This window comes from Anaerostipes sp. MSJ-23 (genome assembly GCF_018918155.1).
In the GTDB taxonomy this organism is placed as follows: domain Bacteria; phylum Bacillota; class Clostridia; order Lachnospirales; family Lachnospiraceae; genus Anaerostipes.
Window position 1 is genome coordinate 121,551 of sequence record NZ_JAHLPY010000004.1, and the last position, 25,245, is coordinate 146,795.

General features: G+C 35.8%; 18 protein-coding genes, 8 tRNA genes and 1 rRNA gene. 3 read left to right on the plus strand and 24 right to left on the minus strand.

Annotated features, from left to right (window positions below):
* Window positions 1-9: 9 nt before the first annotated feature.
* Window positions 10-1,704, minus strand: coding sequence for a glycosyltransferase family 52 (locus KQI71_RS05090; RefSeq protein ID WP_216434720.1), 1,695 nt, complete (start codon window positions 1,702-1,704; stop codon window positions 10-12).
* On the minus strand, window positions 1,701-3,017 hold the full coding sequence (locus tag KQI71_RS05095) for a hypothetical protein (protein ID WP_216434722.1): 1,317 nt from the start codon (window positions 3,015-3,017) through the stop codon (window positions 1,701-1,703). Before KQI71_RS05095 ends, KQI71_RS05090 begins: the two co-directional genes overlap by 4 nt.
* A gap of 256 nt (window positions 3,018-3,273) precedes the next feature.
* Here KQI71_RS05095 and htpG point away from each other — a divergent pair, with 256 nt between their 5' ends.
* Window positions 3,274-5,271, plus strand: coding sequence for a molecular chaperone HtpG (gene htpG / locus KQI71_RS05100; protein ID WP_216434724.1), 1,998 nt, complete (start codon window positions 3,274-3,276; stop codon window positions 5,269-5,271).
* Window positions 5,272-5,422: 151 nt separating this feature from the next.
* On the plus strand, window positions 5,423-6,142 hold the full coding sequence (locus tag KQI71_RS05105) for a YoaK family protein (RefSeq protein WP_216434725.1): 720 nt from the start codon (window positions 5,423-5,425) through the stop codon (window positions 6,140-6,142).
* Window positions 6,143-6,215: 73 nt separating this feature from the next.
* On the opposite strand, the gene KQI71_RS05110 is transcribed toward KQI71_RS05105, so the two are convergent.
* The 3 genes from KQI71_RS05110 to KQI71_RS05120 all read right to left on the minus strand — a co-directional run bounded on the left by KQI71_RS05110 (window position 6,216) and on the right by KQI71_RS05120 (window position 9,706).
* Window positions 6,216-7,502, minus strand: coding sequence for a homoserine dehydrogenase (locus KQI71_RS05110; RefSeq protein ID WP_216434727.1), 1,287 nt, complete (start codon window positions 7,500-7,502; stop codon window positions 6,216-6,218).
* A 166-nt stretch (window positions 7,503-7,668) separates the two neighbouring features.
* Window positions 7,669-8,430 (minus strand): DeoR/GlpR family DNA-binding transcription regulator, encoded by a 762-nt coding sequence (locus KQI71_RS05115; protein ID WP_216434729.1) that lies wholly within the window; start codon window positions 8,428-8,430, stop codon window positions 7,669-7,671.
* Between the two features lie 19 nt (window positions 8,431-8,449).
* Window positions 8,450-9,706 carry a zinc-binding dehydrogenase gene (locus tag KQI71_RS05120; protein WP_216434731.1) on the minus strand — a complete coding sequence of 419 codons (1,257 nt, stop codon included), beginning with the start codon at window positions 9,704-9,706 and terminating at the stop codon, window positions 8,450-8,452.
* A 242-nt stretch (window positions 9,707-9,948) separates the two neighbouring features.
* Here KQI71_RS05120 and KQI71_RS05125 point away from each other — a divergent pair, with 242 nt between their 5' ends.
* On the plus strand, window positions 9,949-12,726 hold the full coding sequence (locus KQI71_RS05125) for a heavy metal translocating P-type ATPase (protein ID WP_216434733.1): 2,778 nt from the start codon (window positions 9,949-9,951) through the stop codon (window positions 12,724-12,726).
* Between the two features lie 62 nt (window positions 12,727-12,788).
* Here KQI71_RS05125 and KQI71_RS05130 read toward each other — a convergent pair whose 3' ends face one another.
* The 19 genes from KQI71_RS05130 to KQI71_RS05220 form a co-directional block, all read right to left on the minus strand.
* Window positions 12,789-13,892: a hypothetical protein gene (locus tag KQI71_RS05130; protein WP_216434734.1), complete on the minus strand. Its 1,104-nt coding sequence runs from the start codon at window positions 13,890-13,892 to the stop codon at window positions 12,789-12,791.
* Window positions 13,893-13,925: 33 nt separating this feature from the next.
* A complete protein-coding gene (locus tag KQI71_RS05135) occupies window positions 13,926-14,729 on the minus strand; it encodes a 4Fe-4S binding protein (RefSeq protein WP_216434768.1) in 804 nt (267 codons plus the stop codon).
* 216 nt (window positions 14,730-14,945) lie between these two features.
* Entirely contained in the window at window positions 14,946-16,202 is a 1,257-nt protein-coding gene (locus KQI71_RS05140; protein WP_216434736.1) for an alcohol dehydrogenase catalytic domain-containing protein, read from the minus strand.
* Between the two features lie 253 nt (window positions 16,203-16,455).
* The gene (locus KQI71_RS05145; RefSeq protein WP_216434738.1) at window positions 16,456-18,060 is read right to left on the minus strand and encodes a CTP synthase; all 1,605 of its coding nucleotides are present in this window, start codon (window positions 18,058-18,060) and stop codon (window positions 16,456-16,458) included.
* A 369-nt stretch (window positions 18,061-18,429) separates the two neighbouring features.
* Window positions 18,430-19,773, minus strand: coding sequence for a hypothetical protein (locus KQI71_RS05150; protein ID WP_216434740.1), 1,344 nt, complete (start codon window positions 19,771-19,773; stop codon window positions 18,430-18,432).
* A gap of 2 nt (window positions 19,774-19,775) precedes the next feature.
* Entirely contained in the window at window positions 19,776-20,852 is a 1,077-nt protein-coding gene (locus KQI71_RS05155) for a hypothetical protein (protein ID WP_216434742.1), read from the minus strand.
* Entirely contained in the window at window positions 20,836-21,927 is a 1,092-nt protein-coding gene (locus KQI71_RS05160; RefSeq protein WP_216434743.1) for a hypothetical protein, read from the minus strand. Before KQI71_RS05160 ends, KQI71_RS05155 begins: the two co-directional genes overlap by 17 nt.
* Before the next feature lie 12 nt (window positions 21,928-21,939).
* A complete protein-coding gene (locus tag KQI71_RS05165) occupies window positions 21,940-22,812 on the minus strand; it encodes an ABC transporter ATP-binding protein (RefSeq protein ID WP_216434746.1) in 873 nt (290 codons plus the stop codon).
* Entirely contained in the window at window positions 22,809-23,195 is a 387-nt protein-coding gene (locus KQI71_RS05170; RefSeq protein ID WP_216434748.1) for a GntR family transcriptional regulator, read from the minus strand. Before KQI71_RS05170 ends, KQI71_RS05165 begins: the two co-directional genes overlap by 4 nt.
* 173 nt (window positions 23,196-23,368) lie before the next feature.
* The gene (locus KQI71_RS05175) at window positions 23,369-24,022 is read right to left on the minus strand and encodes an HAD family hydrolase (RefSeq protein WP_216434749.1); all 654 of its coding nucleotides are present in this window, start codon (window positions 24,020-24,022) and stop codon (window positions 23,369-23,371) included.
* A 132-nt stretch (window positions 24,023-24,154) separates the two neighbouring features.
* Window positions 24,155-24,228, minus strand: a tRNA-Arg gene (locus tag KQI71_RS05180).
* 73 nt (window positions 24,229-24,301) lie between these two features.
* Window positions 24,302-24,387 (minus strand) — tRNA-Leu (locus KQI71_RS05185).
* Window positions 24,388-24,414: 27 nt separating this feature from the next.
* Window positions 24,415-24,487 (minus strand) — tRNA-Val (locus tag KQI71_RS05190).
* Window positions 24,488-24,515: 28 nt separating this feature from the next.
* Window positions 24,516-24,589: transfer RNA gene (locus tag KQI71_RS05195), tRNA-Asp, on the minus strand.
* A gap of 25 nt (window positions 24,590-24,614) precedes the next feature.
* Window positions 24,615-24,688 (minus strand) — tRNA-Ile (locus KQI71_RS05200).
* Window positions 24,689-24,693: 5 nt separating this feature from the next.
* Window positions 24,694-24,766: transfer RNA gene (locus tag KQI71_RS05205), tRNA-Thr, on the minus strand.
* A gap of 40 nt (window positions 24,767-24,806) precedes the next feature.
* A tRNA-Glu gene (locus KQI71_RS05210) sits at window positions 24,807-24,878 on the minus strand.
* Window positions 24,879-24,930: 52 nt separating this feature from the next.
* Window positions 24,931-25,003, minus strand: a tRNA-Asn gene (locus KQI71_RS05215).
* A 77-nt stretch (window positions 25,004-25,080) separates the two neighbouring features.
* A 23S ribosomal RNA gene (locus KQI71_RS05220) occupies window positions 25,081-25,245 on the minus strand; the annotation flags it as partial.

The window sequence follows — 25,245 nt, forward strand, 5'->3', positions numbered from 1 at the left end:
AGACGTTCATTATTTAGTTTCATAGGTACAAATGCTACTGTTTTCATAATTCTCCTTTTTTGCTCTTATCGCTATACAAAACTGGCGAACAGCATTCAAATCATTTTCTGATACTTTTTTCTTTTTTTGTGGCAGAAGAAATGGAACCTCTTCCTCTTGCAGATGTTTCCCTTTGTAGCACATCCATAAAATTTCTGCCATAATTTTTTCATATTCTTTCTGTTGTTTTGTCTCTTTTCCAAGAAACATCTTGATTTTTGTTCGCGGAAATTCTTTTTCCATTGAAAAATGTTCTACTCGTTGGCGTACTTTCTGATCATTTGTTCCAATGTACAAAAAAGCATCCTGTTTTTTTCCAAGACTTTCTTCCTCTGTTTCCACTGAAACATCTAACAAAGAAATATCTTCAAAATGTTTTTGCCTGTAATCCGCAAAAGCATAATCCTGGTTAGTGTTTAAATAACAGCTTGTTTCTGTTTTCCACTCATTTTCCACAATCTCATCCATCACAAGCATTTTATAAACTTTCCCATCTTCAGCTTCTTTAGGCGCAAATCCAAGAATTTCCATACAAAGTGGTGTTAAAAATTCCATCAAGCATCCACTGACTGCCATTTCCTCTTCCCCTATCTGCGGATACAAATACTTTGTGAGATAAATTGATGCAATATATGGATAAATTCGATCAACCTTATTTTCAAAATCAACATCAAGTTTTACCACTTCCTCGGTATCATCTTTTAAGGCATCAATTGCTGTAGAACCTATCGTAATGATCTTGTCAAATTTCCCATCATATAAAAATGGAAGTAATTCTGAAGGAAACTGTTTTTTTAACACAATCGCATCTGGAAACAAATCCTTATATCTTCCAGAAAAATCTCTTGGATGCGGTTTAATTACAACCTGATGTCCCTGCGCAAATAAATCAAGAACTAATGCAGAAATATAATGATGATGTTCCATCGTTGGTTTCTGCAAATAACGCACATATCTTGTCAAATATAAAACTGGCTTTTTTTCTGTGTCCAAAAGAACAATTTTTCGCGCATAAAATAAAGAAAGTACTCTCTGCTGATCTTCTTTTGAAAGCCTTTGAAATAAACGGATCACATGAAAATCTTCCATCTTATCATCATAAAATCCAGGAAGCTGTGCTGATGCATTGGCATATTTTTTTGTAACAATCTCACTCATTCCAAGTGCATGCAGCCGCTTCGTAACTGCATATGAGGCATATTGAGATTTTTTATGAAACTCTACCTGTACGTTTTCTCTTGATAAAAGACCACTTCCATCTTCAAAATACTGATATGGAATTTTTTTTGAGAGAATATACATCCCAAGATGCCGATGATCGATGGCCAAATTATATTCTGTCACTCCTGATAAAGACAGTTTCTTTTTTTCCATCCACTGTTCTACCCATTGCTCATTGTAAGCAATGTAACGATCTACCTGTTCTTCATCTGATTCTTCATTTAACGTATATGGATTTCGATAAGCTCCCTCAATAAAATTTAAAATAATTGTTCTTTGAAAAATTTTTGATTGATCAAGATCCTCCTTCAATTCTTTCATACCACTTTTGGAAAAAATGTTGTCACCAATTACAAGAACTGCATCTTCCTCAGCGTGATTCAAAATCTTATGAATACAAAAGCATAAAATATGATAAAGAGACGCTCCAACATATAAAATCATTTCTTTTTCATCCCCCGATATACTTTTTTTGCAAAGTTTATTGCTTTTTTTCCTGCTTTTGATTTTAAGACAGCTTGCATTGGTTGCATGTGAAGTTTGCTTCGTTTTTCTTCATCAAATGCATATTCCAACGCCTCGCAAAGAAATCCAGCACTTTTTTTTGCAAAGTTGTTTCTATTATAAATACTCTGTCTAACTGCCTGATCAAACTGACGAATAAAATCCATAATTCCTCTATGTACTTCTTGTCCATTCCTAAGGTTTCGAATTGATGCCTCTCTTTGTTTCCAAATAGCAAGTTCTCCTTCATATTGTTCAATAAAAAATCCTGTTTCTCTTGTCATGGCAATTGCCTTTTTTATAAAATTTTGTGTTTTTTCATCCCTTTTTCCAAAAAAATCACATAAATTTCTGACTTCTGCCTTTCCTTTTGTCTCCTCCTGCAAATATTCCTTCCATGCTAAATTCATTGAAAAGTCAACAAGCAATGTCTCATTTTTTACTGTTTTATGAATATATTCACGAAAATTATCATCTCTTTTTGTATCTTTCCACCCATATAACATTTCTGTATCATCCTTTGGATAAAAAATTTCATAAGCCTGCCTCACAACTTCCGCTTCTGCTGTAAAGCAAACCGATGTCTTCTCATATCGAATTACTTCCTGTTTTAAAAAATGGCAAAAAGTATAAAGGAAAAATCCTTCAAATGCATATCCAAAATGATATCCCCTAGACTCTTTCCAAAGTCCGTTAAATAATTGCTCATTGACAAAATTTTCAAAAAATTGCTCATCTTGAGAAAGCTGTTTCCCAAAATAATAACGGGATGCATAATAACGTGGAGAAGTATATAATAAAAAATCTAAATGTTTTAATTTTGCAAATGGCAACAAATGATCCGCAATCATCCCATATTTTTTATTTTTTGGATTATATTTTCTAATCATATCTTGACAAAAGAAAAAATTGCAGCTTTTTTTATGAAAATCATCTGCCAAAACGATGGTTTCAATATAAGAATAGCCACATTGTTTTAAGATTTTTTCGTAAACTTTTTTTGTACCAAAACTTCCTGTTCCATAAGCAATGATTTTGACCTGATTATAAGCAATTCCATCCATTGCCTGTTTCATAAATGGATTTTGTCTGTAATATCCCGGTGCAGTCTCAAATACAAGAACATCTTCAATCTGAACATAAACTTGTTCATGTCCAAGGAAAACTCTTACATAATTAACTCCATCATACTTTCCATAGTTTCTTGTTTCCCAGAGATTTTGCCCTGGAATCCACTCTGCTGTAAACGCCATAGATTCTCCTCTCTTCTTTTTTCATCTTTTCATATTATAGGAAAAGAAAATCATCTTCTCGTCATGCCTTCGTTAAATTATCGTTAAATTGATTTATCCATGCATAATATATTATTAGCACTCTTTTAAAATGAGTGCTAATTTTTTCTTGACTTTTATCAATTTTAGTTCTAAAATACTTTTTATAGAAAGTTCTATTAGAAATAGAACAAAAAATTTAGAAGATAAAATCATAAAAATAAAGGAGCATGACATTATGGCAGATAAAAAAGGAACGCTTTCCATTAACAGCGATAACATTTTCCCTATTATTAAAAAATGGCTTTATTCCGATCACGATATTTTCTTCCGTGAACTGATTTCCAACGGATGTGACGCGATCACAAAACTGAAAAAACTGGATATGATGGGAGAATACACTTTCCCAGAAGGACATAAAAACAAAGTAGATGTCATCCTGGATCCTGAAAAGAAAACTTTAAAATTTATTGATACCGGTCTTGGTATGACTGCAGATGAAGTTGAAGAATATATTTCCCAGATTGCATTTTCTGGAGCAACTGAATTTCTTGAGAAATATAAAGACAAAACCGAAGGTGACCAGATCATCGGGCATTTTGGTCTTGGTTTCTACTCTGCATTTATGGTTGCAGATGAAGTTACCATCGATACTCTTTCTTATAAGAAAGACGCTGAGCCAGTACACTGGGAATGTGATGGCGGTACAGAATATACAATGACAACTGGTACAAAAGAAGGTGTTGGTACAGAAATCACTTTATTCTTAAATGATGACAGTACTGAATTTACAAATGAATTCCGTGCTAGAGAAATCATCGAAAAATATTGTTCCTTCATGCCAACGGAAATCTTCCTATCTGTAGAAGGCAAAGAACAAGAGTATGAAACTATCCCAGAAGCAGATTTAAAAGAAGATGACATTGTCGTTGAACATATTCATGAAGATGCCAAAACAGAGGAAAAAGAAAAAGAAGACGGAACAAAAGAAACGGTAGAAGTTTCTCCTGCCAAAGATCTTGTAAAGATTCATAAACGTCCGGTTTCTTTAAGTGACACTCATCCACTTTGGTTAAAACGTCCAAATGAGTGCAGTGATGAGGAATATAAGGAATTTTATCACAAAGTTTTCCATGACTTTAAAGAGCCTTTATTCTGGATTCATTTAAATATGGATTATCCATTTAACTTAAAAGGAATTCTTTACTTCCCTCAGATCAATACCGAATATGATTCCATCGAAGGAACCATCAAATTATATAATAACCAGGTATTTATTGCAGATAATATTAAGGAAGTCATTCCTGAATTCCTGATGCTCTTAAAAGGTGTCATTGATTGTCCAGACCTTCCATTAAATGTATCAAGAAGTGCTCTTCAAAATGATGGATTTGTGAAGAAAATTTCTGACTATATTACAAAGAAAGTTGCAGACAAACTAACCGGTATGTGCAAAACAGACCGTGAATCCTATGAAAAATACTGGGATGATATTAGCCCATTCATTAAGTTTGGATTCATCCGTGATCAGAAATTTGCAGATAAGATTAAAGATTATATTCTCTTTAAAAACATGGAACACAACTATGTTACATTAAGCGATCTTGTTCCTGCACCTGCAAATGATGATGATGTAACAACCCTGTATTATATTACAGATGAAGTACAGCAAAGCCAGTATATTAATATGTTCAAAGAACAAAATATGGATGCTGTCATCTTAAATCATAACATTGATTCCGCTTTCATCACACAAATCGAACAGCAGAATAAACATATTAAATTCAAACGAATCGATGCTGATGTAGAAGAAGCATTAAAAGAAAATGTTGATGAAAAAGATTTGGAAGATATTAAAAAAGCATTAACTGATTTATTCCGCAAAACTCTCGGAAAAGAAAATCTGGATGTCCATGTAGAAAAATTAAAAGACGAAAAGATTTCTTCTATTATTACATTATCCGAAGAAAGCAGACGTATGCAGGATATGATGAAAATGTATGCAATGCCTGGAATGGATCCAAACATGTTCGGCGCACCAGCTGAAACCTTGACTTTAAATGCAAATAATAACCTTGTAAAATATCTGTTTGAGCATGGAGATGCTGACAATGCAAAAATTATTTGCGAACAGCTTTATGATCTTGCAATGTTAAGTCATAAACCACTTGCGCCAGAAGAAATGACAAAATTCGTTGCACGAAGCAATGAAATTATGGAAATGCTAACTAAATAAAAAACTCTATAGAAAAAAGCAACAGCCACAGACTTAAAACCTCTGTGGCTGTTGCTTTTTTTATTCATAAATAAAATATAAATTTTACAAAAAAGATTTTCAGCGGTATAATAGCGACAGAATAATTTTTTTAAGAAAGTTGGTTAGTTTCATGTCAAAAAAACGTCTAGACCGATGGATCCATTTAAACATGGCAATGATCGGCGGATTTCTTGGTGGATTTGCTATTTTAAATCACCATGAATTATTTGGTTCTGCTCAGACTTCAAATCTGATCTCTATTTTTTCAGATCTCGCTGGGCATCCCGATCAAAATTTACTCGTACGATTATTCGGTGTTTTTCTTTATATGGTAGCCATGGCTTTAACCGTTATTTTGCCAAAGTATTCAAGATTCCCTTTAAAACAAGTTAGTCTCCTGATCGATGCTCTGGCAATCATCATTGTTGGACTACTTCCCGCTCACATCAATGACTTTATTGCCCTTTACCCATTATATGTCGCAATGGCGATTCAATGGTGTTCTTTTAAAGGGGCAGATGGATTTACCTGTTCCAGCATTTTTTCTACGAATAATTTACGCCAATTTACAACGTCTATGACCGAATATTTATGCACCAAAGACAAAGAGGCTCTCCGCAAAGGAAAGTTTTTTGGAAAGGTTCTTCTTTCCTTCCATATTGGTGTTATTTTTTCCTATTTATCTTGCCAAACATTTGATCAGCACGGAACTTTCCTCTGTATCATTCCATTATGCACGGCATTTTTTTTGTTAAAAGTTCAAGAAAACTGGATTGCCGTAAAACATAAAATCGGACACGCCTATCTCGCATCAAGAAGAAACCATCATGAAATTGAAGAATTTTCATAAAAACAAAGACTTCTAAACAAAGAAACGCATAGACGACCATGCATCTATGCGTTTCTTCTATTATATATGTTTTTTAGTAAACACGAATCACCGTTGAGATTTCTTTTGTTGTATCCATTTCCCGGATACTTACAAGAGCATCTGCAAAATTTTGTTCTAATACAGAATCTGTAATAACAACAAGTTCCGCGTGATCATTAATTTTATTTTTCTGAATCACCTGAGCGATACTTACATTATTTTTACCAAGCTTATCTGCAATTCTTGCCAGAACTCCAGGCTTATCTGCGACAAGCATTCTCAGGAAATATTTGCTTTCAATTTCTGTAATCTTCTTGATTGGAAGATTTTTATAACAAGTACAGTGAATTCTTCCACAGCAATGATACTGGATATCTCTTGCAACATCAATAATATCTCCTATAACTGCACTCGCTGTTGGGAGTTCTCCAGCTCCTCTTCCGTAGAACATTGCATCGTCTACAGCATCTCCATGAACAAAGACAGCATTAAAAGAATCCTTAACTCCTGCCAATGGATGATTTAATGGAATTAACATTGGATGTACACGAACCTCAATTCCTGTATCTGTATTTCTTGCAACTCCAAGAAGTTTGATCTCACATCCCATAGCTTTTGCATACTGAATATCTCTGGAAGAAATATGAGTAATTCCTTCCGTATATACATCATCAAATGTTACTCTGGAATTAAATGCAATCGAAGCCATGATTGCAACTTTACGTCCGGCATCATATCCCTCAATATCAGCCGTTGGATCTGCCTCTGCATATCCAAGTTCTGTCGCAAGAGCAAGAGCTTCATCAAATTCCATACCTTCTTCACTCATTTTTGTTAAAATAAAGTTCGTTGTACCATTAACGATTCCCGTAACCTCTGTCAGATGATTTCCTGCCAAACACTGTTTCAGCGGACGAATGATTGGGATTCCTCCAGCAACGGATGCTTCAAATAACAAATCACATCCATTTTCTTCTGCTGCATCCAGAAGTTCTTTTCCATGAGTCGCAATCAAATCTTTATTGGCTGTTACAACATTTTTCCCTGCATTTAATGCTTCCATAATATAAGTACGGGCTGGTTCGATTCCTCCCATAACTTCGATCACAATTTCAATTTCATCATCCAGGATAATATCTTCCCAACGGTCTGTTAAAAGTGAAGAATCAATTCCTTCTCTTTTCTTATTTTTATCGCGCACTAAAACTTTTTTAATGGAAAGATTAGCTCCTATTTTATAAGGCAGTTCCTCTTTCTGACGCTGGACCAGCTTATATACACCAGTTCCAACGGTACCAGAGCCTAGAAGGGCCATCTTTACATCTCTTAAATTCTCCATGATACACTTCCCTTTCGTTTCTTTTATCACTTTATCTGGAAGCCGGATTTTCACCGATTTCCTGTCAATATCTTTGTATAGATAGATTTAAGTATAGCATACTTTGAAATATTCGCCTACAAATTTCAAAAAAAAGAACCTCGTTTTGTCGAGATTCTTTTTCTGCTTATTCACAAATCGTAATTTGCATTCCTTTTTTTTCGAGAGCTTCTTTTTCCTTCTGACTGATCCCGCTATCTGTAAACATCATCTGAAATTCTGATGGATCTGCGAATTTACAAAACGCTCGTTTTCCAATTTTACTGCTATCACAAAGCATATAAGATTCTGTAGAAGAAGCCATCATCGCCTGTTTCATCGCTCGCATTTCTTCGTTGCTTGTTGTTGCTCCATCCATTGCAGAAAGCGCATTTGGCGCAAGAAACACCTTATCTACTGCTATATTTTTAATAAAATCAAGCGATATAACTCCATTGGTCAAACGAAATCTATTTCTCACCTTTCCACCAATCAAATACAACTCGATCCAAGGATTTTCCTGTAATTCTAAGGCTATTTGAAGATCGTTCGTAATCACTTTCAAGTTTTTAAAATTCTTCAGCTCCCTGGCAAATTCCAGAGTCGTAGATCCACTGTCAAGAAGAAGACTGTCATATTCTTTGATATAATCAATAGCTGTTTGGGCAATGAACTTCTTTTGCTCAATATTTTTTCTTCCTGAAAGAATGTCTTCTTTTTGCAAATCATTTTCCAAAAGCATTGCCCCACCATGGGTTCTTAAAAGCTTTCCTTCTTTTTCAAGCTCCCTTAAATCTGTACGGAGAGTTGCACCACTTACCTGAAAGATTTCTTCCAGCTGCCTTACTTCTATTCTCTTTTTTATTCGAAGCTGTTTGATAATCTGCTCACGTCGTTCCTGTGCAAACATAATCTCTTCGTTCCTTTCTTTATTCTACACCATAATGTGTTAATAATGCTTTTTCTGCTTCTGCACTCCATAGACCATTATGCCGATCACAAATATCTGCAAGTTCATTAAAAAATGGATCCTCTGCTGCAAGATTTCTCAAATCAGAAATAGCGGTCATTGGCATATTAATATGGAGATATGTCAGTTTCTTTCCACCTGGAATGTCTGGAAGATTTTTTGTTGTTTCAACAATAGAATTAATTCCTCCAACATGCGTAATCATAACCGATGGCTTAATTTCTTTTCTTGCAGCACGATCGATCGCTTCTTTCATATCATCAATACTTCCACCAGTACTTCCAAGAATTCTTGTCGCATTATAATGACAATCATAAAGATTGACTTCCGCTGAGAAATTAGGATCTGTTGGTCCTGCAAACAAATTCATGCATCCATCATAACCTAAAATCTTATTTCCAAGTTCTGCAACTGCACGAACTGGTACATAAACAAAAACATCATCAAATCCTTTTCCATCTACAGATAATGCTTTTAATCCTTCCACAGGATCTTCCATTTTTGCAGTATTGACATAAACAAGTTCTACACCTTTTTCTTTTGCTTCTTCTACAGAAATCACTTCATTTGCTCTTTCAAGCTTCGCATCATCAATATCTGTAACAATCAATTTTGCAGGCTTATTTTCAATAGCAAGTGCATAGCTTACAGCACCAAGTCCCATTGGTCCACATCCACCAAGAATTGCGATGCTTCCACCTTTTTTTGTTCCCATCACATGTTCATAGCGATCCTTTGTATGATAATTGGTCTTGTATCCACAAATAACACAACACATTGGTTCTGCTACAGAAGATTCAAAATAAGAATCCCCTTCATGCGTCCATAAACACCCTGCTTCAATAATGTCATTTGGGAAGATACAGTATGTTGCTGCCCCTCCACATTCCGTATAAGAATATCCTGGAGATTCTGCCTGTCCAGGAATTGCCGGCTGCTGTGCAAACTTTTGTCCCGGATGAAACTGATCTTTCCATTTCTTCCCTACTTTAACGATATCTCCTGCAAATTCATGTCCAATAATAACCGGATGATCTGCTACATCCGCAGGAACTCTTTTATGATTTGCTCCTTGTTTTACCATTTTCCATGTTGACATACAGATGCTGTCACTCATAACTTTTACAAGAATCTCATCGTCTTTGATTTCCGGAAGTTCAAATTCTTCCAGACGAATATCATCTTTTCCGTATAGTCTTACACCTTTTACATTCATGCTGTTCCTCCTAAAATGATAAAAATATTCCAACTGTTTTTTCATTTATTTTTATTTTCTTTTGATACGAAAATATCGTACCACGTTTTTTTTTATCTGACAATAGTTTTTCATTTTTTTCTCTTAAAAGTATTGACATCACTTTTTTAATGTTTTATATTTAACTCATAAACAATTAAGCAATCATTTAATCGTTATAAAAAGCTATAAACTTACATACCTATAAAAAAGGAGGGGATTTTATGAAAAAGACGTATGATTTTGAAAATCTTGGCTGTGCTCATTGTGCTGCAAAAATGGAAGAAAAAATTAATAAACTTCCTGAAGTCACCAATGCCTCAATTTCATTTCCAATGAAACGTCTCTATGTGGACACAATGAAAGAAGATATTCTTCCACAGCTCCAGAACATCTGTTCTAGTATTGAACCAGATGTTCTTCTACATGAAGCTGACAAAACATCTCGAAAAAGGAAAAACACCAAGCCAACACATAAACATGAACATCATGATGATCATGACTGCTGTGATGATGACGACTGCTGCGGCCATGATCATGAACACGAAGAACATCACCACCATCATGACGATGACTGCTGTGACGATGACGACTGCTGCTGCGGCCATGATCATGAACACGAAGAACATCACCACCATCATGACGATGACTGCTGTGACGATGACGACTGCTGCTGCGGCCATGATCATGAACACGAAGAACATCACCACCATCATGACGATGACTGCTGTGACGATGACGACTGCTGCTGCGGCCATGATCATGAACACGAAGAACATCACCACCATCATGACGATGACTGCTGTGACGATGACGACTGCTGCTGCGGCCATGATCACGAACACGAAGAGCATCACCACCATCATGGCGATGTAGCTGCTGCTCATGAAGGAACCGGAACACCTACCATTTTTATTGTAGAGAACCTTGGTTGTGCCCATTGTGCTGGAAAAATGGAAGAACAAATTGGAAATCTATCAGAAGTAGAAGCTGCAAATCTTGCATTTGCTACAAAACAGCTTCGTGTATGGGCACCTGATGCTAAGTCACTTCTTCCAAAAATTCAAGAAATTTGTTCATCCATTGAACCTCAAGTTCATGTTGTCTTACGTCCGGATCGCCGCCAAGAATCAAATACAACCAAAGAAACATCTTCTAAGATGTCAGAAGACACTAAAGCTTTGATCAGTATTATTTCCGGTATTGTCTTATTTATTGCTGGAAAAATCTTAGAACCTTCTTTTCTTATGGCTGCTGATGCCTGCTTTATCGTCGCTTATGTCATTCTTGGTGCCAGAATCGTGATGACCGCATTAAAAAATATCACACGCGGTCAAGTATTTGATGAAAATTTTTTGATGAGTGTTGCAACAATCGGTGCTTTTGCCGTCGGAGACTTTGCAGAAGCTGTCGGTGTTATGCTTTTTTACCGCATTGGAGAATTATTCGAAGATAAAGCCGTAGAACGTAGTCGTTCTCAAATCATGGATGTTATTGATATGAGGCCGGAAGTTGTCCACTATGTCGATGAAGATGGGAGCGTTACAGATATTGACGCAATAGACGCCGAAATTGGTGATATTGTTGTCGTTCGCCCGGGTGATCGTATTCCTCTTGATGGTATTGTAACCGAAGGCGAAACAATGGTAGATACTTCCCCGGTAACTGGTGAACCCGTACCTGTTGCAATCTCTGCTGGTTCTTCTGTTATTTCTGGTTGTGTTAACACTTCCGGATTGATCCACATGAAGGTAGAAAAGCCCTTAGAAGAGTCTATGGTAACCCGCATTATGGATTCTGTAGAAAATGCCGCTGCAAGCAAACCAAAAATGGACCGTTTTATTACTCGTTTTTCTAAAGTATATACACCATTTGTTGTATGTCTTGCACTTGCAACCGCTATCATTCCTTCCATTATAACTGGTCATTGGAATCATTGGATTTATACTGCACTTACCTTCCTCGTTATCAGTTGCCCATGTGCTCTTGTTTTAAGTGTACCACTTGCCTTTTTCTCAGGAATCGGAGCTGGATCAAAAAAGGGAATCCTTTTTAAAGGTGGAGTTGCACTAGAAACTCTAAAAAATGTAAAATCCGTTGTTATGGATAAAACTGGAACCATCACAAAAGGAAACTTTAAAGTGCAAGATATCATTCCTCTTGGAAAAGAATCCAAAGATGAATTGCTTTCCTATGCTGCTGCCTGTGAGGCCGGCTCTACACATCCGATCGCAAAAAGTATTATGGATGCTGTAAAAGAAAAAGAAATCACTTATCCATCTGCTGATTCTGTAAAAGAAATTGCTGGGCATGGTTCTGTTATTACCATCAATGGAAGTGAAGTTCTTGCTGGAAACCAGAAATTAATGGATCTCTACCACATAAAAGGAAATAAGCCTGATTCTATTGCCTATGGTACAGAAGTTCTTATTGCAAAAGATGGAGTCCTTATTGGATATATTATTATTTCTGATACACTAAAAGACGATGCAAAATCTGCGATTCAGGCATTAAAATCTCAGGGACTTCATACTGTTATGTTAACTGGAGATTCTGAAACTAGTGCTAATGCTATTGCAAAAGAAACTGGAATTGATGCTGTTTATTCCCGTTTGCTTCCAGATGAAAAACTTGCCCGTTTAAAAGAAGAACGAAGCAAACATGGTTCTGTCATGTTCATCGGTGATGGAATCAATGATGCACCAGTACTTGCCGGTGCTGACTGCGGTGCTGCAATGGGAAGTGGTGCAGATGCCGCTATCGAAGCCGCTGATGTTGTCTTCATGCAGTCAAGTGTCAGTGCAATTCCAACTGCTATTAAAATTGGAAAAAAATCTTGCCGTATTGCATGGCAAAATGTGATCTTTGCTCTCATCATCAAAGTTCTTGTTATGATTCTCGGACTTTTGGGATTTGCCAATATGTGGATGGCTGTATTTGCAGATACTGGAGTTGCCATGATCTGTATCTTAAACTCCATCCGTGCTATGAGAACAAAATAAAAAAAGAAAAAACAACCAAAAGCTATGTATAATATGCATGTTGCTAATGGTTGTTTTTTTTTCTAATGATAGGCTTCTTCTATGACAGACGTGAAACAATCACCACCGATTAAATCAATTTCAAGGCTACTTTGCAAATCATTATATTTTAACCATTCCATATAAAGTTTAAATTCCTGTAACTGATCCAAAGGTTTTATTTGTTCAGAAACTTTTCCTCTAATCCAAATATTTTTCCCTGCATTCAGTGTTGCCATTTCATTGCCTTCCTTTTCCTGATCAACTTTGGTCCAAACATTTCCGTCCTTGCTGTATTCTATAGCTCTCACATTTCCTTCGACAGAACTTCCATCCTGCTTTTCCACACGAAAACCTGCACAATTTTGCAAAATAATTTCACCATTTCCATCCTGGCTTGTTAGCATAAAAGTAATTTCATCTTCATGATTTTGCTGATCTTCCACAATCTTTGCCTTAAAGATTCCTACTTGATTCGTCGCAGACATCCTAATCTGATTAGAATACTTACTATAATATTTCTTTTTTCCAATCGTTTTGTATGTTCGAAATTTATAAAAATATACTTTGCCCTTCTTTACTGCTTTATCTCTATAATCTACATACCACGTTTTTTTCTTTACTACCTTCAAAAGGTGGTAAGCTGTATCTCCTTTCTGCTTACGATAAATGCAATAGGCATCCGGTTTTAACCCTTCACTGGAACATAACTGCAATTGGATTTCCTCTGTACTATATTTCGCATCAGGAATTTGATATTCAAAAAAACTGCACCAAAGACCCGTATAATCTTCTGCCTCTCCACGGTATTTAAGATTTCCTTTTTTATCATATCCACGAATCATATAATGATACATCGTCTTTTTCTTTCGTTTTTTATCTAAATAACTTGTCTTTTTTCCACTAATTGTCGCGATCTTTTGATATTTTCTAATATCCCCATTGTTTTTTTCAGCAGCTCGATATAACCGATACTTTGCCACTGCCTTTTTCTTCCAAGACAACCGAATACTTGTCATAGATTTAACTTCTGTATCCAAATTCATCCATTTACTCTCTGTATCTGCCCATACATCATTCCCCATCATGCTAAAGATTAGTCCAAAACTTAAGAAAATTCCTATGATACTTTTTAACAACCGATCCATAATAAATCTCCTTTCCATCCTTTCTTTTATAATTTAATGTAGCGCTTTGGTTGGACATACTTTTGTACATTCATAACATAAAATACATTCTGTACTATTTTTTCTCTTACGGGATTTTTTATTAACCTCTACATTCATAGGGCACACTTGCAGGCACCTGTTACAATGAATACATTTAGATTCATCACAGTGAACTCTCAAAATTGAAAAATAACTCATCGGTTTTAAAAATACAGTAACCGGACAGAGGTACTTACAAAAAGCACGATTATCACGAAAAGCAAAGGCTAACAAAATTCCAACTGCATAATAAAATATATTTCCAGCAAGAAATAACCAGAACATCACAGACTCCATACTTTTTATCTTCATAAGAAAAAGGCCTATTACCAATGCCAATGAAAAAGAAAACATTACATAACGTAATATCCCAAGATTCCTTTTTCTCGGTTTTTCTGGTCTTCTATAAGGCAAAAGATCGAGAATCATCGCTGTCCAACATGCATATCCACACCAGCCGCGTCCAAAAAATACAGGTCCCAAAATTTTTGCCACCACATAATGAATCGTCGCCGCTTCAAATGTCCCAAGAAACAAATAATACCAAAATCCTTCTATTTGCATATTTTCACGAGAAAATAATCCAAGATAAACGAACATATATGTTCCCACTGCTATTTGTACGAATTGCCTAGCATGTTTTTTACCTGCTGTAAATAATACAGTTCCTATACTTAGACATCCTCCAATATACGAGAAATTCCATAGATAAAACAAGTTATTTTTCGTAATCCATAAAACCACCGCTACGATTTCAAATAAAAGAAAAAGCAACATGGATGAAATATATTTTTTCACTTTTCACCTCCTGTCATTGATTTATCATTTTCTCTTTTTTTCTATCTTTATCATAACATTTTTGACCATTCTTTTACCACTTTTTTCTTAGCATTTTTTTACAATACGAAGCTTAACATGGCGTCTGCAACAGTTAAAATAATATCCATAAAATCAAAAAAATCAGCGGCTTTTTTATCGCTGATTTTTCTTTCCCTATTCTTTTTTAAAATTTTCTAATAAAATAGTTTCTGCCTCTTTGTTCCAAAATCCACCATAACGATCACAAGCATCCGCAAGTTCTGTGAATACTGGATTCTTTTCACCTAATTTTCGGAAATCTTCAATTGCCGTTAATGGCATCTGAATCTGATTATATATAATCTTCTTTTCGCCTGGCATTTTCTTTAAATATAGCGTTGTATCTACCAATGCATCCATTCCACCAATATGGGTAATGTTATCTGCCACGTTAATTCTATGGTTTAAAATAATATCTATAGCCTCTTCCATATCAGACCGTAAACCACCGGATGTTCCAATTAACTTTGTTTTTAAATAATGACTTCCATAAACATTCATTCCTGCACGATATTTTTTGTCAGCAGTGGAGGCGTAAATATTCATACATCCGTCCATTGCCATAATACGATTTCCAAGTTCTGCTACATTTTTTGGTGGTGCATAAACAAAAACATCATCGTATCCTTTTTCATTTGTGACTGCTAATAAAACCGGTGCAGGATCCGGCACCATATCTGCATTGATATAATATAGATCTACACCATGTCTAGATGCTTCCTGTGGAGAAATTAGTTTTCTTGCCCGGTTCATTCGTTCCATATTATTATCTGTTACGACAAGCCGTTTTGGTTTCTTTTTCATTTGAAGAACGTAACGAATAGCCATCATTCCCATTGGACCACAGCCTCCAAGGATGATCGTATTACCGCCTTCCTTAATTCCGGTAATATGTTCATGAGATCCTGATTTACTATGATAATTAGAATAAAAACTTCCAACAATGCTATATAATGCCTGTGCCATGGCTGCTTCATAGTAAGCTTCCCCATCATAATGCATCAAACATCCCTTCTCTATGACATCTCCTGGAATAATACAGTATGTTGCTGCTCCTCCAAAATAAGGATAGGAATATCCCGGAGATTCAATCTGTCCTGGAATTTCCGGAATGATCACATAATGCTCCCCTTCTTTATACTGATCTTTCCATTTATTCCCTACTTTTGCAATTGTGCCTGAAAATTCATGACCGATCAAAATTGGTTTTTCTCTGATATTTTTTGGTACTCTTAAGTGACGTTGTGCTAAAGTGATTTCCTTAAGCGTTGACATTGCAATCCCGTTGCAAATCACTTTTAATAAAATTTCATCTTCCTCAATTTCTGGAAGTTCAAATTCTTCCAGACGGATGTCTTTGACTCCATAAAGTCTTACACCTTTTACTTTCACTCGCTATTACCTCTCATTGTTTCAACTCACAGTCGATCATTTCACGAAGCCTGACATATCGGCCTCATATCAACTATGCTTGACCTTGTGTCAGCGGTGGATATCGATCTCTCCGTCCACCGCTGTCATTAAGTTACTTTCACAATTTCTCCCGCTACCTTCACTTCACTTAGAGATAGGGGATTCTTTGCTTTTCTAAAAACCTTCCGGCCCCCACAGTGCTTTTCTGAAACAAATGTCTATTTATTATTTTTTATTTCTGATGTTCTAACGCTGCTTCGATGAAACCTTTAAATAAAGGATGTGCTTTGTTTGGTCTTGATTTAAATTCTGGATGTGCCTGTGTTGCAATAAACCATGGATGATCTGGAATTTCTACCATTTCCACAATTCTTCCATCTGGTGAGCATCCAGACAACATCATTCCATTTTCCTGAAGGACATCACGATATTCATTATTTACTTCATATCTATGACGATGTCTTTCATGAATTTCTTTTTCTCCATAAAGTTCATATGCTTTTGAGCCCTCTGCAAGTACACATGGATAAGATCCAAGACGTAATGTTCCACCGAGATCTGTTACTCCATCTTGATCTGGCATAATATGAACCATTGGATGTTTTGTATCTGGATTAAATTCCATGCTATGTGCATCTGCATATCCAAGAACATCTCTTGCAAATTCTACAATCGTAAGCTGCATTCCAAGGCAAAGTCCAAGGTATGGAATTTTATTTTCTCTTGCATATTTGATTGCACAAATCATTCCTTCGATTCCACGATCACCAAAGCCACCTGGAACAAGAATTCCATGAACACCTTTTAACATTTCATCAACATTATAAGAGCTAACTCTTTCAGAATCTACCCAGCGAATCTTAACATCTGCAGAGTTCGCTACTCCTGCATGCTGTAAAGATTCTACAACACTGATATAGGCATCATGAAGAGATACATATTTTCCAACAAGAGCAATTTCCACCGAATGTTTTGGATGTTTCCAGTCATCAATCATCTTCTTCCATCCATCAAGGTCTGGATCTGGGCATGACATATTCATGCATGCACATACTTCCTGCGCCAGATGTTCTTTTTCCATCATCAGTGGTACTTCATAAAGAATTTCCGCATCCAGATTCTGAATTACACGATCCTTTTCCACGTTGCAGAACTGAGCGATCTTTCTTTTAATTCCGTCATCCAAAGGATAATCTGAACGACATACAAGAATATCTGGCTGAATTCCCATTCCCTGTAAATCTTTTACACTTGCCTGTGTTGGTTTTGTTTTTAATTCCCCTGAACTCTTCAGATATGGAATTAAAGTTACATGAATCAGAATACAATTTTCATGTCCTACTTCATGCTGGAACTGTCTTAATGCTTCCAGGAATGGCTGGCTTTCGATATCTCCGACAGTTCCTCCAATTTCAATGATTGCAACTTCCTGTCTGCTTGTATCGTCGCTTCTGTAAAAACGACTCTTAATCTCATTTGTAACATGCGGGATTACCTGTACTGTATTTCCACCGTAATCTCCACGACGTTCTTTTGATAATATACTCCAGTAAACCTTTCCGGTTGTAACATTTGACTTCTTATTCAATCCTTCATCAATGAATCTTTCATAATGTCCAAGATCCAGGTCTGTCTCAGCACCATCATCGGTTACAAAAACCTCTCCGTGCTGAATTGGGTTCATAGTTCCCGGATCAATATTGATATAGGGATCGAATTTCTGACTTGTTACATAATAGCCTCTTGCTTTTAGTAATCGTCCCAAAGAAGCTGCTGTAATTCCTTTTCCAAGTCCGGATACAACTCCACCGGTAACAAATACATATTTTACTGGCATGATATTTCCTCCTGTATGTGAATTTTCTTTTATTTTTCTAACTAAAGTATTATCATAACATATTCTTTCCTGTTTGTCATGAAAATTCCCATGTATTTATCATATACAAAAAAATTCTCTATTATTTACCATATTATATATAAAAGAAAGTGCCCAAAGACGATGATGAAAGATAGAGGATACTTATATATGAATTGTAATGCTATTCAATAAAGATCATTTACGAAAAGTTGGGGTATGATTGGCAGAAGCGCCAAAAGGAAACCAAGCTTTACGAAAATAGGGGATTTTTTTGTGCATCTTTGAGCACCTTCTACCCATAATTTACCATAACTTAGTTTCCCTGTCAATTATTTCCATATATTTTTTCTAGTTTTTGGAAATTACTACTCGATATTTTATTCGCTGATCTACATTTGCTTGTTCTATCCTGTAAGAAAGTTTTCCAATGTTTCCCTCTTTTTTCTTCTGTTTAAAAGAGAACTTTGAAATCCATTGATTTGCCTCATTCTCTGCAGCTCCCATTTTTAAAAGACATCCTCTTATGAACGGCTGCTCTTTCTTATAAAAACCAGTTTTCACTGCCACGATTGCATTTTCAGCTTCCTCATTATAAGTTTCTGAGAAAAAGTCTGCAGCAATCGACATATAGATGATTTGATCATTTTTTAACATCAATTTGATATTTTTCTTGTAATAAGCATTATCCCAGTCATATTTCATGAAATTGACCTGATCGTACATTCCACCAGTATTGATGTTTGCAAGTTGCCATTGAGCAATACCTTCTTGCGGTAATTTTGTATAAATATCTTTTTTCTCTTCCATTTTTTGCCGGCTTGCCTTCATAGAGAATATTTTATGATTATAATAGAAACAAACACCTTGACTTTCAAATGTATACATCTGATCCGTATCATAAAATGGTTTTATTTTTTTTCCTACACTTACTTCTATGCTATTTTTCTTTCTATCACAAGATCTCATCCAAGAACAAATTCCATGAAATCCAGCTTGTTCTAGTCTTTTCATCAAAGAACTATCTGCTAAAGACATTTGTGCTGTTCCAGCAAGCACTTCTTCTCCTTCAACTGCATAAAGAATACCTTTCTTTTCTCTCCAGGAAAGATTTTGTAATTGTTTCTTCTTCGTTTTTGGTAACGTATGATAAGCCTCACAAAGATCACTATCTTTTGTTTTTATTATTTTATAAAATTTTGTTTCATTTAGCGTTTCCTGTAGATGAGCAGGTACATCTCCCATCAAATAATCTTCTGCTGAAAATACTTGTAATTGGCTATCATCATATAACATCGTCCAATCATGAAAAGACGCCATCTCTTGGTCATTACAATAATTGTTATATTCTTTTTTTATTACCCCATACAACTTTTTTAATACATTCTTATAGTTTTTGTTCTCTCCCTCCTCATAAGAACCTGTTTTTGGTTTCTGTACAGTGCCTGCCGCTTTCACTGGAATATCCGTCTTTGTTTCCGGAATTGCTATTCCAATCTGATATCCAAAAACAAGTAAAATTGCCAGTGATATGATCGCAAGAAGACAACATTTCCAATGATTTCTTTTTGAAAGGTCGACTTTCGCATAGAATTTTTCGATTTTTGATGATTTCTGATAAAACCAAACAACGATTGCAATTATAAACACAATCAAAATCAACAATACAACAATCGTAAGCTTTGAAAATACCATCGCTATCCCATCCTCCTCTTTCTTTTCCATCGAGTGATCAAATAATCAATCAAAATAGATAATAACAAACAACTAATAAGTGCTCCTCTCCCGCTGGACATCCAACGTTCAAGTCCAAATCCCATGATAAGAATAAAAGTTACAATGCTAAAGCACAATCCAAAACCTGTTGCTGTTGCCATCCATGGAATATACATCCATTCCTGCTTTTCCGATAAGTCCTTTTTTATATAAATCTGATAAGACCAAATGAAAAACACAACAATAAAGATCATCTGAATTACAAAGATTGGGACCATATTAGGTAGATAAGAAAATCCATACTGACTATTTGATCCCTGATCTATCACATTCCACAATTCTTTTGTCACATCTCCCACACCAAAAACTGAAAGTAATCCTAATGATCCTATACTTTCTTGAATACTCCAATTCAACGCTTTTTCAATACACATATCAATAATATAGGGAAATATAACCATACCATAAGTAATTGCTGCTGCAATCCATGGTCGACGGCAAATATTTTGCACCCATGTCGCTAATACATAGACCATGGTAAGAAGCAACCATAAATAAATCATATAAAAAACCAAACTCTGAACATTATCATGTTTTAAATAATAAGAAGCATACTCTAACGGCGCTAAATTTTCTTGATACCATCCATCATACCGCATTCGAACGACGATCACTTCAATAAGAACAAATAACCACGGAATGGTATACATTAACACACCAATGAAAAAACGATTTTTAAAGATTTTTTCTTTTTTTACTGGCAGCGAAGCCAAAAATTCTCCGGCCTTTCCTACCTTATCTCCTCTATGCTGTAAAGCAACCGCAAGAATTAATGGAATCACAACGAAATAAAAAATTCTTCCTAACGAATTTTCCAACTCTTCTAAAAATAATCCTGGCCAAGGATCATAAGACTGCATCTGACAATCATATACTGCATCCTTATATCCGCTAATCACATCCACATAGGCAATATGAAAATAGAAAAGAACACAGATCGTAAAAAATAAGGTGATGATCATCATATTCCTTTTTGTATATTTATGAAGCCCCTTCATTGATTTTCCTCCTTATCATTCTTAAAATCCATACGATTCCCCACATGACTGCCATAGAAAGAATGAAAGTCATACATATCTTCCATGCAGGCATCATTGCTACACCTACGGACCGCTTTCTCAAAAACATCATTGCAAAAAATATAAGCCGATCTCCCTTTTGAAAGTTCCACCCGATCATCTGAGCATTTGTGATCCAATGAAATGCAAAAATTCCAGCAAGTAATGATGGGATTATTTGATTCCATTTGCCTTTCATACGGCTGATCAGTACATTTCCTGAAAGATCAAGTCTATAAAACTGTTTTTGTGCAACAAAAAACACAAGAAAAGCAAGTACTAGTAAAAAGGCAGAAATTATAAAAGCAATTCCTGTAAAATGTGTTGTCCATAAATGTTGAAAAGCACTTTCCTGTCTGTAATTATTGGAACAAAGATTCGATAAATATGGAACTAAAGAAATTCCTTTATCCATACCATAAAAAATATGTCCAAAAATTTCCCTGCTTTTAAAATGTCCTACATTTTCAATCAAATATCCAAAATTTGACACGATACATGGAATTCCGAAAAACACCAAAATCATGGAAACAACTACCCCTTGCCAAACATACTGTAAAATCATCATACATAACTGTGTAAATGCACACCAAACAAACAAAATTGCAATATTAACAAATGTACTAGCCAGCAGTTCTATTACAGATGATGATTGCTGTGCCTTTGTAAAAATCCTCATTCCTTGCACATAAAAGAAAATTCCATAAATAACTGCTGACACAATCATGGAAATATACAATCCTAAAAAACTTTGTCTGTAAATTTGTTTTTTTGTCATTGGAAAGCTATAAATATATTCCCATTTTTTTTGATTTTGCAAATGATAGGTAATCCCTGCGGCTGCAATTAAATATAAAATCCATAAAATTCTCCAGCCATATAGCATTTTATCTGTAATAAAATAAGAAATATTAATTTCTGTAAAATCCGGAATCGGAAGATTAGAAATATAAATCCCCCAAAAAATAGCGGCTGCAGGAAGGAGAATCCCATATTTTCGAAATATTTTTTTCATATGCTCTTCCTCCTATTGATTGCTATAAATAAAAATTTCTTCCAGTGTCATTGGGATTTCCTCTACAAAACTTGCTCCCATTTCTTTCAGTGTCTTTTCAATTACATTTGAATAGCCAGTCAAAATCATCGTATAAATGCTTCCGAGATTAGAATAAGTAACCAATCCTGGAATTTCAGACAATCCATTAGGAAGTCCATTAGAAAATACAACTTGTATTTTTGCAAAATCACTTTTTACATCGTCTATCGTACCTTCATGAATAATTTTTCCTTTCTTCATCATACTAATGGAGTCACAAAAACTTTCCAAATCCTTAAGATCATGAGATGAAATTAAAACAGACATTCCCTTCATCTCAACTTCATTGATAATAAAATCTTTCACTTGTTTTTGAACAATTACATCAAGTCCTGATAATGGCTCATCCATAATTATGATTTTCGGATGAATCGAAAGATTTAACATTGAAGCAAGTGCCATGGACTGTCCTTTAGAAAGTTCTCGAATTCTTTTCGAGAATTCAAGTCCAACACACTGGTTATAATCAAAAAATGCCTGCTGATCAAAAGATTGATACATTTGTCTATAAAATTCAACCATCTCATCAATACGATAATGATCAAAATACTGATTGCTGTCTGCAACATAACCAACTTGTGCTTTTACTTCTGGATTTTCATAAACTGGCTGTCCCCCTATTAGAATTTCGCCTTCTTCCTGCTTATAAATTCCAGTCATACACTTCATCAATGTTGTTTTTCCACATCCATTTCTTCCTACCAGTCCATGAATGCTTCCTTCCTCTACAGATAAATTCACACCATGTAAGATTTCCTTGTTCCCATAAGATTTTCTTACATTTTTTATTTCCATCACTTTCATTTTTCCTCACCTTCCAATTCCTTATAGATTTTATCGATCAAAGCAAGTATTTTATCTTCATCAAATTCTAAATATATCAACTCTAAAAGTTGTCCTCTTATATTTTCCTTTATGTCCTCTAGTTTGCCTGGATCGATTCCATATGATTTTTTCTCCGAGAGAAATACCCCTTTTCCTCTCATCGTAACGATCACCCTTTCCTTTTCTAGCATTTGATATGCCTTGGCGACCGTATTCGGAGTTACCTGAAGGTTCATTGCCAATTTCCGGATCGACGGTAAAGCGTCACCTGGTTGTAAATATCCTTTCCAGGCAGCTTCCTTTACTTGGTCCATGATTTGTTCATAAATTGCCTTTCCGCTGGCCGGATTAATACGGAACACCTGATCACCCTCCTTTCCCTTTTTGTATTAACTGTATTAGTTTTAATGATACAGTTATCATAAAAGATTCCTACAAAATTGTCAACCAATTTTTTCTATAAAAAAGAAAAAGATCATGAAAACCCTTATTTTTCAGACTTTCATGATCTTATATTTTTTTCTTAATTGCATGATTATACAAGATTTAAAATATCTTTTGTTGTTTTTGCAATATAAACAGCTCCATTTTCCTGCAACTCTTCTTCTCCACGGAATCCCCATGCGACACCAACGGTATCCATTTCTGCATTTTTCCCGGTTATCATATCTGTACTGGAATCTCCAATATAAAGAATTTCTTCTGGTTTTAAATCCATAAGATGTGCAATTTCTAATGCAGCGGTTGGATCTGGTTTTTTGGGAACATTCTTTCTTTCTCCATAAACAGCGACAAATGGAACATCTTTAAAAAATTTATCCGCAAGTGCTCTTGTATAATCGCCTCGCTTATTAGAATTAATTGCTATTTGAATCCCTTTCTTCGGTAATTCTTTTAATAAGTCATCAATCCCTTCATATGGTACTGTTTTATTCAGATATCTGCGATCATAAGCTTCCACAAACAATTTTAAACCTTTTTGTATCATTTCTTCCACTCTTTGATCTTCTGGAAGACTTCGTTCAATCAGTTTGTTAAAACCATTTCCAACTTTTTGTTTATAAGCCTCTTCATTATGTAAAGGAAATCCAAGTTTTTCCATTGCCTCATTCACACTATCTGCAAGATCATAAATTGTGTTTAATAATGTTCCATCCAGATCAAAAATAATTCCTTTGTATTTCCTCATAATATATTTTCCTTTCCAGTTTGTTTGATACCACTTTTTCTGTATCTTCACAAAAACAAAACACTTTTATACATAGAAAACTTTGTTTCCACGATACAAAAAAAGATCTGTTACAAGAACAGATCTTTTCAGCGTGGGCGAGAAGATTCGAACTCCCGGCCTTCTGGTCCGTAGCCAGACGCTCTATCCAGCTGAGCTACGCCCACATATTTAATTGTTATCATTTCTGACAACATTAGATATTTTATCACATCTTTGATGTAATGTCAATACCTAAACTGCCGCAGACCGGAATCGAACCGGTACTCGATTTAACTCGAACAGGATTTTAAGTCCTGCGCGTCTGCCAGTTCCGCCACTGCGGCATATGACTCAAAACTAAGTCATATAAATGGGACCAACAGGACTCGAACCTGTGACCCTCTGCTTGTAAGGCAGATGCTCTCCCAGCTGAGCTATGATCCCATAAAAATAAGCTACAAACCAGCTTAAACGACCCGGATGGGAATCGAACCCACGACCTCCGCCGTGACAGGGCGGCGCTCTAACCAGCTGAGCCACCGGGCCAGAATGTTTTACTTATATTGTTCAATGGACCCTCGGGGACTCGAACCCCGGACCGATCGGTTATGAGCCGATTGCTCTAACCAACTGAGCTAAAGGTCCTTTGAAGCCGTTGACCGGACTTGAACCGGTAACCTGCTGATTACAAATCAGCTGCTCTGCCAATTGAGCCACAACGGCATATCTGAGACTAATAGTACTCATTTTTCGCTTAATGCAATGACTCCAACGGGATTTGAACCCGTGTTACCGCCGTGAAAGGGCGGTGTCTTAACCACTTGACCATGGAGCCTTTTTTCTTTGACCGCTTCACGGTCTTTTTTTATTGGTCTCCCCAATGGAAACTCCCCGAGCCGGGCTCGAACCAGCGACAGCACGGTTAACAGCCGTGTGCTCTACCAACTGAGCTATCGAGGAATACCTGAGCTGCAATTGCTTGCACCTTCAAAACATCATACAAGATCTATTCACATCTTTCTTTCACACAACCTTCTTTGGTTAAAGCCTCGACCGATTAGTAACAGTCAGCTCCATGCGTTACCGCACTTCCACCTCTGCCCTATCTACCTCGTCGTCTTCAAGGGGTCTTACTACCTTACGGTATGGGAAATCTTATCTTTAGGGGGGCTTCACGCTTAGATGCCTTCAGCGTTTATCCC

Bases quoted from the DNA above. Each gene is read 5' to 3' on its own strand.
- KQI71_RS05090 (WP_216434720.1), bottom strand. From the start codon at position 1,704: ATGATTTTATATGTTGGAGCGTCTCTTTATCATATTTTATGCTTTTGT.
- KQI71_RS05095 (WP_216434722.1), bottom strand. From the start codon at position 3,017: ATGGCGTTTACAGCAGAGTGGATTCCAGGGCAAAATCTCTGGGAAACA.
- htpG (WP_216434724.1), top strand. From the start codon at position 3,274: ATGGCAGATAAAAAAGGAACGCTTTCCATTAACAGCGATAACATTTTC.
- KQI71_RS05105 (WP_216434725.1), top strand. From the start codon at position 5,423: ATGTCAAAAAAACGTCTAGACCGATGGATCCATTTAAACATGGCAATG.
- KQI71_RS05110 (WP_216434727.1), bottom strand. From the start codon at position 7,502: ATGGAGAATTTAAGAGATGTAAAGATGGCCCTTCTAGGCTCTGGTACC.
- KQI71_RS05115 (WP_216434729.1), bottom strand. From the start codon at position 8,430: ATGTTTGCACAGGAACGACGTGAGCAGATTATCAAACAGCTTCGAATA.
- KQI71_RS05120 (WP_216434731.1), bottom strand. From the start codon at position 9,706: ATGAATGTAAAAGGTGTAAGACTATACGGAAAAGATGATATTCGTCTG.
- KQI71_RS05125 (WP_216434733.1), top strand. From the start codon at position 9,949: ATGAAAAAGACGTATGATTTTGAAAATCTTGGCTGTGCTCATTGTGCT.
- KQI71_RS05130 (WP_216434734.1), bottom strand. From the start codon at position 13,892: ATGGATCGGTTGTTAAAAAGTATCATAGGAATTTTCTTAAGTTTTGGA.
- KQI71_RS05135 (WP_216434768.1), bottom strand. From the start codon at position 14,729: ATGTTGCTTTTTCTTTTATTTGAAATCGTAGCGGTGGTTTTATGGATT.
- KQI71_RS05145 (WP_216434738.1), bottom strand. From the start codon at position 18,060: ATGCCAGTAAAATATGTATTTGTTACCGGTGGAGTTGTATCCGGACTT.
- KQI71_RS05150 (WP_216434740.1), bottom strand. From the start codon at position 19,773: ATGGTATTTTCAAAGCTTACGATTGTTGTATTGTTGATTTTGATTGTG.
- KQI71_RS05155 (WP_216434742.1), bottom strand. From the start codon at position 20,852: ATGAAGGGGCTTCATAAATATACAAAAAGGAATATGATGATCATCACC.
- KQI71_RS05160 (WP_216434743.1), bottom strand. From the start codon at position 21,927: ATGAAAAAAATATTTCGAAAATATGGGATTCTCCTTCCTGCAGCCGCT.
- KQI71_RS05165 (WP_216434746.1), bottom strand. From the start codon at position 22,812: ATGAAAGTGATGGAAATAAAAAATGTAAGAAAATCTTATGGGAACAAG.
- KQI71_RS05175 (WP_216434749.1), bottom strand. From the start codon at position 24,022: ATGAGGAAATACAAAGGAATTATTTTTGATCTGGATGGAACATTATTA.